General features: G+C 68.9%; 12 protein-coding genes. 7 read left to right on the top strand and 5 right to left on the bottom strand.

Annotated elements, in window-relative coordinates:
• Nucleotide 1: 1 nt before the first annotated feature.
• The 4 genes from ACFQ9R_RS05810 to ACFQ9R_RS05795 all read right to left on the bottom strand — a co-directional run bounded on the left by ACFQ9R_RS05810 (nucleotide 2) and on the right by ACFQ9R_RS05795 (nucleotide 6,249).
• On the bottom strand, nucleotides 2-4,339 hold the full coding sequence (locus ACFQ9R_RS05810) for an alpha-(1->3)-arabinofuranosyltransferase (protein ID WP_378989196.1): 4,338 nt from the start codon (nucleotides 4,337-4,339) through the stop codon (nucleotides 2-4).
• Nucleotides 4,290-4,460: a DUF2613 domain-containing protein gene (locus ACFQ9R_RS05805; protein WP_022566695.1), complete on the bottom strand. Its 171-nt coding sequence runs from the start codon at nucleotides 4,458-4,460 to the stop codon at nucleotides 4,290-4,292. Before ACFQ9R_RS05805 ends, ACFQ9R_RS05810 begins: the two co-directional genes overlap by 50 nt.
• A gap of 67 nt (nucleotides 4,461-4,527) precedes the next feature.
• Nucleotides 4,528-5,682 (bottom strand): isochorismate synthase MenF, encoded by a 1,155-nt coding sequence (locus ACFQ9R_RS05800; RefSeq protein ID WP_378989195.1) that lies wholly within the window; start codon nucleotides 5,680-5,682, stop codon nucleotides 4,528-4,530.
• Nucleotides 5,683-5,781: 99 nt separating this feature from the next.
• Nucleotides 5,782-6,249 (bottom strand): universal stress protein, encoded by a 468-nt coding sequence (locus ACFQ9R_RS05795; protein WP_378989194.1) that lies wholly within the window; start codon nucleotides 6,247-6,249, stop codon nucleotides 5,782-5,784.
• A gap of 114 nt (nucleotides 6,250-6,363) precedes the next feature.
• Between ACFQ9R_RS05795 and ACFQ9R_RS05790 the strand changes: the two genes are divergently transcribed.
• The 3 genes from ACFQ9R_RS05790 to ACFQ9R_RS05780 all read left to right on the top strand — a co-directional run bounded on the left by ACFQ9R_RS05790 (nucleotide 6,364) and on the right by ACFQ9R_RS05780 (nucleotide 9,461).
• A complete protein-coding gene (locus ACFQ9R_RS05790; protein ID WP_378989193.1) occupies nucleotides 6,364-7,542 on the top strand; it encodes a glycoside hydrolase family 3 N-terminal domain-containing protein in 1,179 nt (392 codons plus the stop codon).
• An 86-nt stretch (nucleotides 7,543-7,628) separates the two neighbouring features.
• The gene (locus tag ACFQ9R_RS05785; RefSeq protein ID WP_378989192.1) at nucleotides 7,629-8,228 is read left to right on the top strand and encodes a TetR/AcrR family transcriptional regulator; all 600 of its coding nucleotides are present in this window, start codon (nucleotides 7,629-7,631) and stop codon (nucleotides 8,226-8,228) included.
• A 60-nt stretch (nucleotides 8,229-8,288) separates the two neighbouring features.
• Entirely contained in the window at nucleotides 8,289-9,461 is a 1,173-nt protein-coding gene (locus tag ACFQ9R_RS05780) for a DUF5685 family protein (RefSeq protein WP_378989191.1), read from the top strand.
• Between the two features lie 60 nt (nucleotides 9,462-9,521).
• Here ACFQ9R_RS05780 and ACFQ9R_RS05775 read toward each other — a convergent pair whose 3' ends face one another.
• Nucleotides 9,522-11,381: a VanW family protein gene (locus ACFQ9R_RS05775; RefSeq protein ID WP_378989190.1), complete on the bottom strand. Its 1,860-nt coding sequence runs from the start codon at nucleotides 11,379-11,381 to the stop codon at nucleotides 9,522-9,524.
• 303 nt (nucleotides 11,382-11,684) lie between these two features.
• Between ACFQ9R_RS05775 and gnd the strand changes: the two genes are divergently transcribed.
• From gnd to ACFQ9R_RS05755, 4 genes are all read left to right on the top strand, one after another.
• Nucleotides 11,685-12,716 (top strand): phosphogluconate dehydrogenase (NAD(+)-dependent, decarboxylating), encoded by a 1,032-nt coding sequence (gene gnd / locus ACFQ9R_RS05770; RefSeq protein ID WP_378653866.1) that lies wholly within the window; start codon nucleotides 11,685-11,687, stop codon nucleotides 12,714-12,716.
• Nucleotides 12,717-12,976: 260 nt separating this feature from the next.
• Nucleotides 12,977-13,678: a hypothetical protein gene (locus ACFQ9R_RS05765; protein ID WP_378989189.1), complete on the top strand. Its 702-nt coding sequence runs from the start codon at nucleotides 12,977-12,979 to the stop codon at nucleotides 13,676-13,678.
• A gap of 115 nt (nucleotides 13,679-13,793) precedes the next feature.
• Nucleotides 13,794-14,762, top strand: coding sequence for an alpha/beta hydrolase (locus tag ACFQ9R_RS05760; RefSeq protein ID WP_378989531.1), 969 nt, complete (start codon nucleotides 13,794-13,796; stop codon nucleotides 14,760-14,762).
• Between the two features lie 58 nt (nucleotides 14,763-14,820).
• Nucleotides 14,821-15,129, top strand: coding sequence for a hypothetical protein (locus ACFQ9R_RS05755; RefSeq protein ID WP_378989188.1), 309 nt, complete (start codon nucleotides 14,821-14,823; stop codon nucleotides 15,127-15,129).
• Nucleotides 15,130-15,204: the final 75 nt, after the last annotated feature.

The raw sequence follows: 15,204 nt of genomic DNA, 5'->3' as shown, positions 1-15,204 counted from the left end.
CTCAGCGACGGCGGGGGAGCGCCGCCACCCCGACGGCGACGACGGCGATGACGGCCGGTGCCTGGGCCAGCAGCGAGCCGCCCATGTATTCGGTGCCGGAGCGCCAGGTCCCGGTCGACAGTGCCGCGGCCGAGGCCAGCGTCCCGAGGCCCGCGAGCCAGGGCAGGGTCCGCTCCGTCAGCGCGGGCCGGAAATAATTGCAGCCCAAGGTGATCAGTGTGAACGCCGCACCGAACGGCCCGGAGATCACCGCGATCACACCGGTCAGCCCGATCGCCGCGACCCAGCCGACACCCCAGGTGCTCGGTGCGGGCCCGGCGTCGGGCACGGCACGTCGGCGCGGAACGGCGAGCAGCACCAGGGGGATCAGCAGCAACAGCCCGCCGAAGATCGCCAGCCGATACCAGCGGTCCGCCGGGAACGAGACGGTGATCTCCCCGTTCGTTCCGGGCGGAACGAGCCAGGCCTGCTGCCAGCCGTCGACGACAACAGGCGACAGCTCCTGTCCGTCGGCGGTGTGCGCCTGCCAGCCGACGTTGGTGCTGAGCGGAAGGACCAGCAGTTGAGTGCCCGGCTTCTGCTCGGTCGGGTCGGCGGGAGTAGGTGCGGCTGAGGTGGTTTCGCCGGGGTTGGAGGGTTCGCCGGTTTCGCCGGGGTTGCCCGAAGTCTCGTCCGTCGGCGCGCTGGGCGCGCCGGGGTAAGGGTCGGTGCGGGGGAGGCGAAGGCGGTCGACGGTGAACAGTTCGGTGGGGACCACGGTGAGGTCGGGACGGCCGGGGAGCAACTCGATGTCGGCTGCGTCCTCGGGGCAGGCACGCGCGGAAACCGGTGCACCCGAACGGAGTTCGTCGGCGGTGGCGGTGATCGTGGTGTGCACGGCGCGTCCACCGATGGCGATCACCGGGCCCGCCTCGCAGCCGATGGTGATGAGCCGGTCGCCGGGAGCGTGGGCGGGATACTCGGGACCGAGCACGTCGACCTCGGCCAGGCCCGCGGGCTGGGTGAGGACGAAGCCGAGTGCGGTGCGGTCGAGCACCTCGTTCCAGCTCTGGATGCTGATCTCGATGCGATCGGTCTCGGTGGGGTACAGCGAGATTCGGGCCGGATCGCCGTGGTCGCGTTCGGGCAGTTCGCGGATCTGCGGGCCGTTGCCCAGGTTCACCGCGACGGAGGTCGCCGTCGCGGGCAAGCCGCCGAGCGCGGTGGTGATGTCGAGTCCGGTCACCAGTGTCGGTTCCGGAAGTTCCAGTACCAGCGTGGGTTTGCCGCCCGCCGGTTCACGCACGGTGGACTCCGGTGCCGTCCAGGTGGTCTTCGGATCGCCGTCGGTAGCGGCGAAGGCGGCGCCGCGCAGGTCGGCGACATCGGCCTGACCCCGTGCCACCGGCCTGGTCGGGTCGGTGAGCAGCGCCTCCAGCGCGGGCCCCGGCCGGGTGCGCACGGTGAGGTCGGTGCCGACGGTGAGTGGTTCCGGCACCGACAGCGTGCGCCCGAAGACGCCCGGCTCCTCGGCGGGCAACCCGAGCCCCTTGCTGCAGTGCACGCGGTCGGGGCCGTCGAAACAGTTACCGCGGCCGGGGAATTCCTGTCCGAGATCCCACCCGCTGACGACGGTTCCCGCGGCCACCTCGGGCAGCACGACCCGGTGCCGGATATCCACGCGCTCCGGCGCTTCCCGGTTGGAGTAGTCGTCGAGCGTGAGTTCGCTGATCCCGAATTGCCCGCCACGAGTGCCTGTTTCGGTGCGAGCGGCGCTGATCATCACCCAGTCGGATTTGCCCGCGGGCAGCGCCACGGACACGGGCTCACCGGGTTCGGTGATCCGCGCCGACACCGTTCCGCGCGAGGTGCGGACCTCGACCCACTTCACGGGATCACCCAGCGCCGCCGCCGTGGTGGTGAAACGCAGCGAGCCGTTGGCGATCGGCTTGTCGAGATCGAGTCGAATCCATTGCCCGAGAGCGGATTCGGAGCCGTTGCTGATCCACGCGGTGCTCGGATCGCCGTCCACGGCGGCCGCGGTGGAGCTGCCGGGCGCCGCTCCGCCGATCTGGGTGGCATCGGCGGCGGAGCTGGACGCGGTGACCTTCGCGCCCGACCATTCGCCCTGCACGAGTTCGGCGCCTTCGACCGGGTAGTCGGGGACCAGGTTGTGGGTGCGCCGGGCGTCGTCGGCGGCGCGGACCGCGGAGTTGTGGTTGTCGACCCGGCCGAAGTCGGACTCGCGATCCATCGGGGTGTCGGTCAGCAGCACGGGCCGCGGAGGTAACCCGGCACGTCGCGCGTCGGCGTCGAGAAGCACCGGCGCCGTGGGGTTCCCCGCGTCGCGGCGCACCCGCTCCAGCACTTCGGGGCCACCCTGGACAACGGGGGTCGACTCCAGCGGGACGGTGTACGCGCCGGGGAACCCTGGCGGCGCGCCGGTGCCGCTGCGCACGTCGACGGGCGTGCCGGGCGGCGGTACGTCGACCCGGTAGATCTCGACGGCCGGGTAGGCGGGCTGGAGATCGTTGTCGACCACCAGTCCCGCATCCGCCGCGCGCGGCCCGATGTTCGCGCCGAACGAGGTCACCCTGGTGAGGCCCGGCGAGCCCTCGATCGCGCGGTGCGCCAGCATCGGACGAGTCGAACGCGAGGTCTCGGGGTCGAGGTCGTTGCGCAACACCAGGATTCCGATGCCCTGGTCGGCGAGGGTGGCGGCGAGGCCGGTCGACGGCCTGCCGTCGGCGATGAGCCGCTGCACCGAGTCCATCGCGCGAATCGTGCCCGGCGGGTTCAGGGGAACCGAATCGCGCACGGCCCAGGGGGTACTGGCCAGGGCTTGCAGCGGCTCGTCGCGGGTGAGTCCCCAGATCTGGCTGCCGAACGGCGCACCGGGTACCACCAGTGCGCGGGTGTCGGCGGCGTTGTCGGCCAGCCAGTCGGCGGTGTCGGTCCAGTAGGCGGGCACCCGGTCGTAGGCGCCGCGCGGGGCCAGCCGCCCGGTCCACGCCAGTGAGGTCGCGAGGGTGAGCGCGGCCAGGACCAGCGCGGCGACCGCGACGAGCCGGTCGCGTTCGGGATGGGCGAAAGAGCTGCGCCACACCGGCATCGGCACGGAGGCGGGCAGGGCGACCCGGCCGAGCAGATGCGCCAGCCCCACCACCAGCGGCAGCCGGATCAGCGGTTCGAGCTTGTGCACATTCCGCAGTGGCGCACCGCCGGAGTCGAGGAAGATCCGCACCGATTCGGCGAACGGCCCACCGAGTGTGCCTACATATCCCGCGCAGATCCCCGCGAGTCCCACGCACAGGATCAAGGCGAACCTGCCCCGATAGGGCATCGTCGACCGCGCGAGTCCGGCCATCCCCGCCGCCGCGAGCAAGCCGGTCGCGAGTACCGCGGCGGGCTGGGTCACCAGCACCGCGCCGGCGATTCGTTCGGGCGAGACGAACGGCGTCCAGCTATCGGTCCCGCGCAGCACCTCGCTCAACGCGGCCCACTGCGTCGTCACCCCGGACGACTCGATGAAGTCGAGGAACGGCGGACTCACCTTGCCCAGCAGCAGCAGCGGTACGACCCACCAGAACGTGGCGAGGACCAGCAGTGGAATCCACGCTCGGGTGAACTGCCACCACTGCCGATTCGGCCGATAGGTTGCCCACCACAGTGCCGCCGGCAGGAACGCCGCCACGGTCGCGACAGCGTTCACCGAACCCATCAGCGCCAGCGCCAGCGCGCTTCCCGCCGGTGAGAGCGGGCCGCCGCGCCGTCGTTTGATCGCGGTGCCCAGCGCCGCGGGCGCGAGCAGCACCCACGGAGCCAGCATCATCGGCAGGGTTTCCGAGGAGATCGAGCCGAGCGTGGTCAGTACCCGTGGCGACAACGCGAACGCGATGCCCGCGATCACCCGTGACCCGCGCGAGCCGATGCCGAGCGTTTCGCACAGCTTGACGATTCCCCAGAACCCGGCGAGCAGCAGCAGCGCCCACCAGACGCGCTGGGTGACCCACGCGGGCAGGTGCAGCAGGTGCCCTGCGGAGAAGAACGCGCCGTGCGGGAAGAAGTAGCCGTAGGCCTGGTTCTGGACCTGGCCCATCGGGGCCTGGCTGCTCCACAGGTGCGACGCTCGCGCGAGGAAACCGAGGGGGTTCTGCGCGAGGTCGTATTTGGTGTCGGCGACGGTGAGGCCGGGCGCCTGCGCGAAGGTCAGTACGAAGGCGGCTACTACCGAGCCGACGAGCCAGCGCCAGCCCAGTGGCGCCTTGTCCGGTTGCCCCGATGCGGGGCGCGACGCGCGGGCGTCGGCGTCAGCGGCTGCCGTATTCAGGGGCGTTGAGCAGCGACGAGTCTTTGTCACCGCTGCGGTCGATCGAGGGCGCCGTGTTCTGCTGCACCGCCGCCGTGATGGCGAAGACGGCGATCGCGCTCAGCAGGGCGCCGCCGACCGCGCTGGCAACAGCCGGAACAGCAAACTTCATCGCGCACTCCAATACGCTCGACGACGGGGCCTGTCTCCGGCCAACCTAGCAGGTCTACCGGGCTCGGTCAGTCGTTGGGCAGCTCGCAACGCAGGGCGCTCAGCAGGGTGCGAAGTTTGACGGTCGTCTCGGCCAGCTCGGCGCGCGGATCCGACGCCGCGACGATCCCGCCGCCCGCACTCGCCCGCAGCGTCCGCCGATCGGCGGAGAGCTCGCCGCCGCGAATCGCCACGACCCATTCGCCGTCGCCGTCGTCGCCGCACCAGCCCACCGCGCCGCCGTAGAAGCCGCGTCGCGGTTCGTCGGTCGCGATCGCGTCCAGGGACGCGGTGAACGGGGTGCCGTTGACGGCGGGGGTCGGGTGCAGCAGCAGGGCCAGGTCGAGGGCGGTGGTAGACGGGTCACGCAGCACGCCGTGAATGGGAGTGGCCAGGTGCCAGACCTGTTCAGTGCTGAGGAGCTCGGGCGCGTCGGGGATGCGCAGTTCCGTGCAGACGGGGGTCAGTTGCTGCCGGATCCAGTCGATCACGAAGGCGTGCTCGTCGTGATTCTTCGTGCTGGACAGCAGTTCGCGCGCCTGGGCCGCGTCATCGGCCGGATCGGTGCGGCGCGGCAGGGTTCCCGCCAGCGGATTCAGGCTGACGCGGTCGCCGTGCCGCGCGACCAGCACCTCGGGTGTCGCCCCGATCAGCGTCTCGCCGGATCGTCCCGCCGTGGACAGGTCGACCGCGTACACCGCGGCATTCGGATGCCTGGTGAGCAGATGTGCCGCCAGTACCTCGGGATCCAGCGGTGCGTCGGCCTCCAGCACGATCGACCGTGCGGCCACTACCTTGCGCAGCTCGTTCGCCGGGTCACCCAGTTGCTCGACCAGCTTCGTCACACGCGCGACATGTTCTGCCGCACTGGGTATTTCGGCCACCACGCGGACGCCGGGCAATTCCGGGAGCGCCGCGGGTCGCCACGGTCCGGCTGTGTGTAGCACCGTCTCCGGTTGCCAGAGTGCCGCGGGTTCGCGTGGATCGAAGGGGAGCGCTCCGACGATCAATGTCGGTGCCGCGACGGACGAGTCGTGCTGTTTCTCGACCGAATCGGTGACGTGGTCGGGCCGTTTCTGCCACGCACGCAGCGCCGCCACTGCCTGCCGAGGGTCGGAGTACGCCTGGCGCACCCCTGACGTCCGCAACACCGCGTCGGGTCGAGCGAGCAGGAATTCGTTCATGGTGCTTCGACCATAACGCCGCCGATGTGGCGCCGATCCGGGAGAGCGACGGAACTCTCACCGCGCGACGGCGCCACGAAGTTCCGGGGTGGCGAACCGCTACTGCTCCGGTGGCACCAGGAAGACCGGCCGGTGCCCGTGCTTGAGAACGGCCTCGGCGACGCTGCTGTGCAGCAGCGCGCGCAACCCCGTGGCACCGCGCGTACCGGCCACGATGATGTCGACGTCGAGCTCATCGGCGCAGTCCACAATGGTGTTCCAGATCGTGGTGGTGCACTCGGCGGTGCGCGGTTCGGCGTCGATTCCGGCCAGTTCGGCCAGGTGCACGCCTTCGGCGTTGATCTTGCGGGCGTCGGAGTAGGCGATGTCCTCCACCTCCTCGTCGGGCACCCAGTCCGGCTGCATCACCCCGGCGAGCCCGGAGATGCGCGCGGCCTGGCGCACCATCGGTTCCCATGCGGTGAGCAGAATCGCGCGTTCGGCGGTCAGGAATCGTCCCGCGTACTCGATGGCTCGTTTGGCGTGTTCGGAACCGTCGTAGGCGATGAGCATCCGATCGCATGCCATGACGACCTCCTGCGCTGGTCGGAGCAGCTTTTCCCTCAGGTTACCCGCGGATGTGTGTATCAATCCGAACCACCGTGGTGGGGTTCGCGCCGGGAGCGGGCTACCGTGGAGCGCATGCGGAAATCGCCTGTGGTCGTGTTCGCAGTCCTCGCCGCCGTTGCCACCGCCTGTTCGGGAGGTTCGTCGAACGAGACGACGCCCGCGGCGGGTAGCAGCGGAGTGGCCGCCCCCTCTGCCGCCGGAGAGCCGAGTTCGCCAGGGTCGGCGACTCCGACCCAAAGCAATTGCGGCGCAGACTATCTCGCCAAGCTCTCCCGGCGGGAGAAGCTGGCCCAGCTGCTGACCGTCGGCATCACCGGTTCGGCGGACGCGTCGAACGTGGTGAGTTCGGAGCAGGTGGGCGGCATCTTCGTCGGCAGCTGGACCGATCCGAGCCTGCTGGACAAGTCGGCGCTCGACGCGGTGAAAGCGCAGGCCAAGGTCCCGTTGATGGTGACCATCGACGAAGAGGGCGGGCGGGTCTCGCGCGCGAAGAACGTGATCGGCGCCGCGCCGTCGGCCCGTGAGATCGCGCAGACCCAGACCCCTGAGCAGTACTACCAGTTCACGCTGACCAGGTCGAAGGCGCTGAAGGATCTGGGCATCACCGTCGATTTCGCTCCCGATGTCGACGTGAGCAGCCAGCCCGACGACAGTGTGATCGGCGACCGCTCCTACAGCGACGACCCGAAGGTCGTCACCGAATTCGCGGGCGCCTACATCCGCGCGGCCAACGAGGTGGGCCTCGGTTCGGTGATCAAGCACTTCCCCGGCCACGGCTCCGGTTCCGGTGACTCGCACACCGGCGCCGTCACCACCCCGCCGCTGGACCAGATGCAGAACACCGACCTGGTGCCGTTCCGTGAGCTGGTGAACTCCGGCGCGGCGGTGATGGTCGGCCACCTCGACGTGCCCGGCCTGACCGAGCCCGACGTGCCCGCCAGCATCAGCCCGGCCGCGATGACGCTGCTGCGCGAGGGCAAGGGCTACGGCGCCGCCCCCTACGACGGCCCGATCTTCACCGACGATCTCAGCGGCATGGCCGCCATCACCGCCCGGATGTCCATCGCCGACGCGGTCGAGGCCACGCTCGTCGCGGGCGCCGACAATGCGCTGTGGATCAGTAGCGATGCGGTGCCGCAGGTACTCGACCGTTTGGAACAGTCGGTCGCGAGTGGCAAACTGCCCGCCGACCGGGTCGACACTTCCGTACTGCGGATGGCGCGCTACAAGGGCGTAGCGCTGGGCTGCTGATCGCACCCGGCGACTGTGCGGCAAATGAGCGCGGGTGAACTTACCTTGGAGTAAGATAGGTGGTTCACCCTGCGGTAGGAGAGTGGATGGCAGGCGGGACCAAGCGACTTCCCCGGGCAGTTCGCGAGCAACAGATGCTCGATGCCGCCGTCGAGGTATTCGCACGCAAGGGCTTCCACGACACGTCGATGGATGCGATCGCCGCCGAGGCGAAGATCTCCAAACCCATGCTCTACCTGTACTACGGCTCCAAGGACGAGCTGTTCCGCGCCTGCATCCAGCGCGAGGGTCTGCGTTTCATCGAGGCCGTCGCGCCCGCGGGTAACCCGCAGTTGACCCCGCACGAACAGGTCCGCACCGCGCTGGAGGGTTTCCTCGATTTCGTCGACCGCAATCGGCAGTCCTGGCAGGTTCTCTACCGTCAGGCTATCGGTCAGCAAACCTTTGCCGCCGAAATCGACAATGCCCGTGAGCGCGTCATCGAGCTCACCGCGAAACTGCTGGAATCCAGCGCCAAGAACGCCGACCCCGGCACCAATTTCGAGGTCGTCGCGGCGGCGGTGATCGGTGCGGGTGAGGCCATCGCCGACCGGGTCGCGAGCGGGCGGATCGAAGTGGCCGAGGCGGTCGACCTGCTCGACGATCTGGCCTGGCGCGGTCTGGCCGGCCGGAAGAAGATCGACTAGCGGTTGCGCCCGGCCCCGTCGGCTGCGATCGTGCACGGTTGACGTTTCACGACAGACGGGGTGGCAGTGTTCGGTGTGTTGAAGCCGTGTGCGCACGGCGCGGCGAAATATGGCATCGATCCGGGGCAGTGGCAGGCACACATGTGCGGGCTGTGTCTGGGTCTGCGAGACGGGCACGGTCAGTTGGCCCGCGCCGCGACCAACACCGACGCGATCGTGCTCAGTGTGCTCACCGAGGCGCAGTCGGGCGCGAGTGCGCGCACGAGCGCCGGTCCGTGTCCGCTGCGCGGGATGAAGCGCGCGTCGGTGGTCGCCGCGAACGCGCCGGGTGTGCGGTTGGCCGCCACGGCGTCACTGCTGCTGGGCGCGGCCAAGATCGGCGATCACGTCGAGGACGGGGACACCTCCGTCCTCACCCGCCGACCGATGCGGCGGGTGTCGAACGCCTGGGCCGCGCGAGCTCAGCAGCAGGCTGATCTGATCGGGCTCGATGTGGGGCCCATGCTGACCGCGATCGCCACCCAGTCCTCGATGGAGTCGCGCGCGGCGGTAGAGGTGATCACGCTCGAGGAACTCACCGGGCCGACTCAACTCTGTGCCGCGACCCTTTTCGGGCACACCGCCACCCTGGCCGGGCGTCCGGAAAACGTTGCGGCCCTTCAGGAGATCGGTCGGCACGTCGGCCGCATCGCGCATCTGGCCGACGCCATCGAAGACCTCGAGCGCGACCGCGCCCGTGGCCGTTTCAATCCGCTGGAGGCCACCGGCACGGATATGCCCCGCGCCTACGATCTGTTGCGCGAGAGTGAATCCCGCATCCGGCAGGCCGCGTCCGAGGCCGAACTCGACCAGCTGCCGACGGTGCGCTGGGCGCTGCTCGATCCGCTGGCGAGCCTGTTGCGCAGCCTCGGTCGAGGTCTCGGCATCGCGGTCGGCCATGCCTGCCGTACTTCAGTTACGGCGCAACAGCATTCGCCGTACGAGTTCCCGTCCCCGCCCGGACGGCGCCCGGGCAGACCGGGGCCGTTCAAGGCGAGTGGACTCGTGCTCGGCGTCTACTGCACCGGCATGGCCTGCTGCGTCGACCACACCAGCCCGTGCACCGGCGAACAGAAGGACGCCTGGGCCAAGAAATGCGACTGCGGCAGTTGCTGCGATTGCGGTGAGTGCTGCGGCAACTGCTGCGGCGAGGACTGCTGCTGCGGTGACTGCAGCTGCGATTGCGGCTGCTGACGAAAAAGGCTCGCGCGGTGGCGAATCCGCCTACCGCGCGAGCCTTCTGCTACCGAACCCCTACTCGCACTTGACGATCGGGATGGGGTCGTACTTCACGGTCCGCGTGTGCCGCGACACCTGCGCGCCGGACTTGGCGTCGGTGATCACCCTGGTGTCGGAGATGGTGAAGCCGGGCGCGCCCTCGGAGGCGATGCAGTCCTTGCCCTTGGGCAGCACGACCTCGTTGGGTTCGGTCGGCTTCGACTTCTCACCCGTAATCGATTCCACGTTCACGGTTTTGGTGCCCCACAGCCGCACGGTGATCTCGGAGCCGGTGGCGACCGCCTGGATGTAGACACCGGTCGTGCCGGTATTGCGGAACGCCAGGTCGATCGCGCCGTCGAACACCGTCGCCTCGCGCGCGGCCGGGTAGCGCGAGATGTAGTAGCTGTGCTCGGTGTGTCCGCCGTCTTCCATCCCGGCGAAGTACGCCGCGTTGTAGAGCGTGGTGGCGAACTGGCTGATGCCGCCGCCGACCGCGGTGCTCGGCCTGCCCTTGTCGATGATGCCGGACTCCACATAGCCCTCCGCCGCGGTGCGCGGGCCGGTGAACTCGTTGAGCGAGAACGTATCTCCCGGCTTGACCACGGCACCGTCGACCTTGGCGGCGACCGTGCGGATATTCACCCCGGAGGGGCCGCTGAAGCCGCCGGTGGTGAACTGGCCGATCGTCTCGTTGACCCCGAGCGCGTTCGCCGCCTCGGTGGTGAGCTTGGGCTCGATGCGCTGATACACCACCGGACTGGTGCGCGGGCCCGGCTGCGTGAGCAGGGTGGGCAGCTTCTCCAGCGTCTTGGGCCAGTCCACCTTCTCGCCGACCACGGCGGGCACCACGGTCGGTTTGCCCGCGCCGACGGTGAAGGTGGCGTCCTTGGGTTCCACCTCGGACTTCGCCAATTGTGGTGCGAGCAAGGCGATGACGGCGTCGTTGTTGAACTGGGGTGCCAGCCCGCCGTTGCCGTCCGGCACGAAACCGAGCACGTCGGCGATCTGGCCGCCGGTCAGCGTGGCCTGAACATCCTTGCCGGACACAGTGATCGGTGACGCGACGGCCGGTGTGGCGATGTCGCGCACCGCCGCCTGCACGGCGTCGGCGCGCACGGCGACCGGCGCGGCCACCACGGGCAGATCCAGTTGGCTGGTCGCCGCCCAGCGGTCGGTGATCGTGGTGCGCGCGGCCTCGGTGTCGAGCACCCGGCCCGGCACCGGCGCGACCGCGACCGGCCTGCCGTTCTCGAACCGCACCGTACCTTCGACAGTCGGATTGTCGTGGACGCGGAAGCTCTCGAGCTGTGCGTCGAGGGCCGCGGTGTCGACGGTGCTCGACACCGGAACCTCGCGGGTGCCGAAGAGTGAGATCAGTCGGCTCACCGGGTTCAGCGGCTGGCTGCCGACGGCGTCCCAGGTGCGGTCGTAGTCCACCGACAGACCGGCTGTGGCGGGCACCATGCTGGCCTGCACATCGCCGATCCGCACGGGTAGGGGTCGCTCGGCCTTGGGCCCGAGTTCGGTGTGCAGCAGCGCGTCGGCTTCGGCCTGGTCCATCCCGCCGATGTCGATACCGGCGACGACGACGCCGCGCGCCACCTCACCCGTGCTCAACGCGAGGTCGGCCAGGTAGGCGGCGGTCCCGACGGCCAGCACGGCGCCGACCGCGATCCCGATCCGCTTGACCAGCTGCTGGTTGCCCGGCGGGGCAGGCGGGGGTGGGCCCGCCGGGCCGGGGGTGGGTGACCAGCGATCGCGGGTCACGGTGTTCAAGGGCTGCGTAAGGGCGGTGGTGTCCGGATCGAAAGTGCGATTTGATTCGAGCAGCTTGCGTAATCCGACCTCGCCCCTTCGGTCGGCCGGTTGTCCGGCGGTCGACTCGCTGGGCACGGAGGTCCTTCCGTTAGGTTGGCCCCGAATGTTTGCGGGGTCCGGCCCGAGGGTAACGCGCTTCGGCGCGCTCGGCAGCTCGGCAACCGGGTGGGGGCAGCAGAAAGGCTCCGCGTAGTTGCCGGGTCGGGGGTCTGGCAACTACACGGAGCCGATCTGTTTATCGGGGCTCGGAGCGGGGCGTTACAGCCCATTCGGAAGAATTTCGGCGCGCGGGCCGACGCCGCCAGGACCGACGACCCGGCGGCGCGAGACAATCGGGGTGAGACTCGACACCACGGACCGGACGAACGAGGAGAACTGATGCAGCTGGGAATGATCGGCCTCGGCCGGATGGGTGCCAACATCGTGCGCCGGATCGTGCGCGACGGGCATACCGCCGTCGGCTACGAGCGTCACCCAGGGCCGATCGCCGAGATGGAGTCCGAGCTCGGCGGCAAGTTCCGCGGCACGACCGACCTGGCCGAGTTCATCGGCATGCTCGAGGTGCCCCGCGTGGTGTGGGTGATGATTCCCGCCGGTGCCACCGGCAAGGTGATCGAGGACGTCGCCGAGCTGCTCGAGCCGGGCGACATCATCATCGACGGCGGCAACAGCCGCTACCACGAGGACATCAAGCGCGCGAAGGCATTGGAGCCCAAGGGTATTCACTACCTGGACATCGGCACCTCGGGCGGCGTGTTCGGCCTACAGCGCGGCTATTGCCTGATGATCGGCGGAAACGCGGCCCAGGTCGACTACCTGGAGCCGCTGCTGGCGACCATCGCCCCCGGCTACGAGTCGGCCCCGCGCACCCCTGGCCGCACCGGTGAGCCGTCGCAGGCCGAGAAGGGCTACCTGCTGTGCGGTCCGCACGGCGCGGGTCACTTCGTGAAGATGGTGCACAACGGCATCGAATACGGCGCGATGGGCGCCTACGCCGAGGGTCTCAACATCCTGAAGCACGCCAACGCGGGCTCGGAGTACCTGCACGGTGAGCACTCCGCGGAGGAGACGCCTATGGAACACCCCGAGTACTACATGTACGACCTGGACATCCCGGCCATCACCGAGGTGTGGCGTCGCGGCTCGGTGGTGGCCTCCTGGCTCCTCGATCTCACCGCGTCGGCCCTGGTCAGCGACCCCGACCTGGACTCCTACAGCGGCCGCGTGTCCGACTCCGGCGAAGGTCGCTGGACCATCGACGCCGCCATCGACACCGCTGTCCCCGTCCCGGTCCTCTCCGCCGCCCTCTACCAGCGCTTCTCCTCCCGTGGCCAGGCCCTCTACGCCGACAAGATGCTCTCGGCCATGCGAAAGGCGTTCGGCGGCCACAATGAGCTGCCGCAGAAATAGCCCCCTAGACGCCCGCAACCGGCCTTTCGTCGCCAGACGGAGGTCGGTTGTCGCGTTTCCGGGTCGATTCGAGTGGATCGAAATCCTCGGATGCTACCCGCGCCGGAGAGTAAAACAACGATGTTCCACAAAATAAGAACACGTTCTTCTTTTCCAGGACAAGCGTCCAGTCGGACCTATACCTTGTGGTCAGAGGGGGGACAGCCCACCTGATGAGGAATTCGCCCCGGTCGTCTCGCCCGGGGCTTTGGAGGAAAAGCATGTTCCGGACTTCGCGTATCGCCGCGGGCGTCGCCACCACCGCCCTGGTCGTCGCCGGTGTCGGTGTCGGCCTTGGATCCGGCGTCGCCGCCGCCGACGCCAGCTGCGCGGTGAGCAGTCACGCGCAGAAGAAAGACGCGAGCACCGTCGGCGTCACCCACGTCTACGACAAGATCGCGAGCGCCGAGCAGATCGGCGTCGGTACCTCGGTCACCTACAAGGTGATCGTGGGAACCACCGGGATCGGTAACCCGTACGTCAACACCATCACCGACTTCCCGCCGGTCGGCTTCGGCGCACCGACCAAGGCCACCATCACCGCCTATCACGCGATCGGCGGCCAGGTCACCGAGGACGTCACCGCCGAGCCCAACGCGGGCGGCTGGAAGGTCACGAGCACCGGCTGGTTCGTCAACTCGGGCAACCCGGTCACCCTGACCATCACCTACCCGGTGCCGAGCAGCGTCAAGACGGGTCAGATGGTCACCAGTGGTGGCGTCGGGGTCGCGGGCACCGTGGGCGTCGGCAATGAGATGCCCGGCCTCACCGCCTGTTTCACCGCGCGCGGCGCCAACGCCGGCGAGACGGTGATCGGCAGCCTCGGTGACAACGGGCTGGGTTCCGATGATGGCCAGCTGAGCTCCACCGGCTCGCTGAGCGACATCATCTCCGACGTGCTGGGCGATCTGATCGGTAGCTGATCGTCTGGCACCTGGTCGCCGGGACGGTCTCGCGCTGCCGTCCCGGCGAACCATTCTCTGTGTGGCGCACTCTTTTCGAACTCTGTGAGGACTCGTGTTCCCCTGTAAGCGGACGGTGCTGACCGCGCTCGCCGTTGTCGCGCTGTCGGTCGTCGCCATCGGAACCGCCGGTGCGGACGGATCGCGGCTGGATCGGATCGAGCGGCCCGGCCAGCGGCAGCAGACGCTGCACGTGTACTCCGCGTCCATGGACCGGGTGATTCCGCTGCAGGTCATCACGCCGCACGACACCAGCGCGCCACGTCCGACGCTGTATCTGCTCAACGGCGCGGGCGGCGGTGAGGACATCGCGAACTGGTACAACCAGACCGACATCGTGCAGTTCTTCGCCGACAAGAACGTCAACGTCGTCACGCCGGCGGCGGGCGCGTTCTCGTACTACACCGATTGGCTGCGCGACGATCCGAAGCTCGGCCGCAACAAATGGCAGACCTTCCTCACCGAGGAACTCCCGCCGATCATCGACGCCACCCTGGGCACCACCGGCGTGAATGCCATCGCGGGCCTGTCGATGTCGGCCACGGCGGTGCTCAACCTGGCCATCGCCGCCCCTGATCGTTACCGCGCCGTCGGTTCCTACAGCGGCTGCGCCTCGGTCGACGATCCGGTCAGCCGAGCCTATATCGATTTCGTCCTCGCCCGCGGTGGTGCCGACCCCGCCAACATGTGGGGCCCGCCCGGCGACCCCGCCTGGCGTGCGAACGACGCCTACCTCAACGCGGAACGCCTGCGCGGCAAGGCGATCTACCTGTCCAGCGCCAACGGGCTCCCCGGCGCCGCCGAAACCCTCCCGCCCGGAGCGACGCCAGGAAAGGTCATCGGCATGACCGACCAGATCCTGCTCGGCGGCGCCATCGAAGCCGCTGCCAACCAGTGCACCCAGCGCCTGGCTGCGCGCCTGGCGGAGCTGAACATCCCCGCCCACACCGAATTCCGCCCCGCCGGCACCCATACCTGGCGGTATTGGGAACAAGATCTGCACAACTCCTGGCCACTTCTCGCCGCCGCTATCGAAGCGAACTGACAGTGCGGTGTGCAACTCGAATGTCTTGTAGCACTGAATAATTCGAGGTGTCAAGCCCATGGAAGCTATAGATAACGCTCGTATCGAGGCACCCGATGTGGTTATCAGCTTCGCTCAGTTTTCCATTGAAAGGCTTGTTATGCACCGTCGAATGATCCGAGTCCTTGTTGCCACCGCGGCTGTCGCCGGTATCGCCGCGGGCGCGCCAACAGCGCTCGCCGCCCCCGCGCAACCGACTGTGGTAGCCGAATCGGGTTCCGCCGGAACCGGTTCCGCCGCGATCGACATTCCACTCGGCTTCCTCAAGCTCATTCTCTGCGGGCCGTGGGCGTCCACGGAGCCGCACCCGAACCCGACGTGCCGCTGAGGTCTGACAACGAAACGGCGGGTGTTCTCCGAAGAATCGGAGAACACCCGCCGTTTCTGTGCGTGATCAGCGCGG

Source organism: Nocardia sp. NPDC056541, from assembly GCF_042794235.1.
Taxonomy (GTDB): domain Bacteria; phylum Actinomycetota; class Actinomycetes; order Mycobacteriales; family Mycobacteriaceae; genus Nocardia.
The sequence above is the reverse complement of the archived record's forward strand: the minus strand, read 5'-3'. Positions and strand labels throughout refer to the sequence as shown.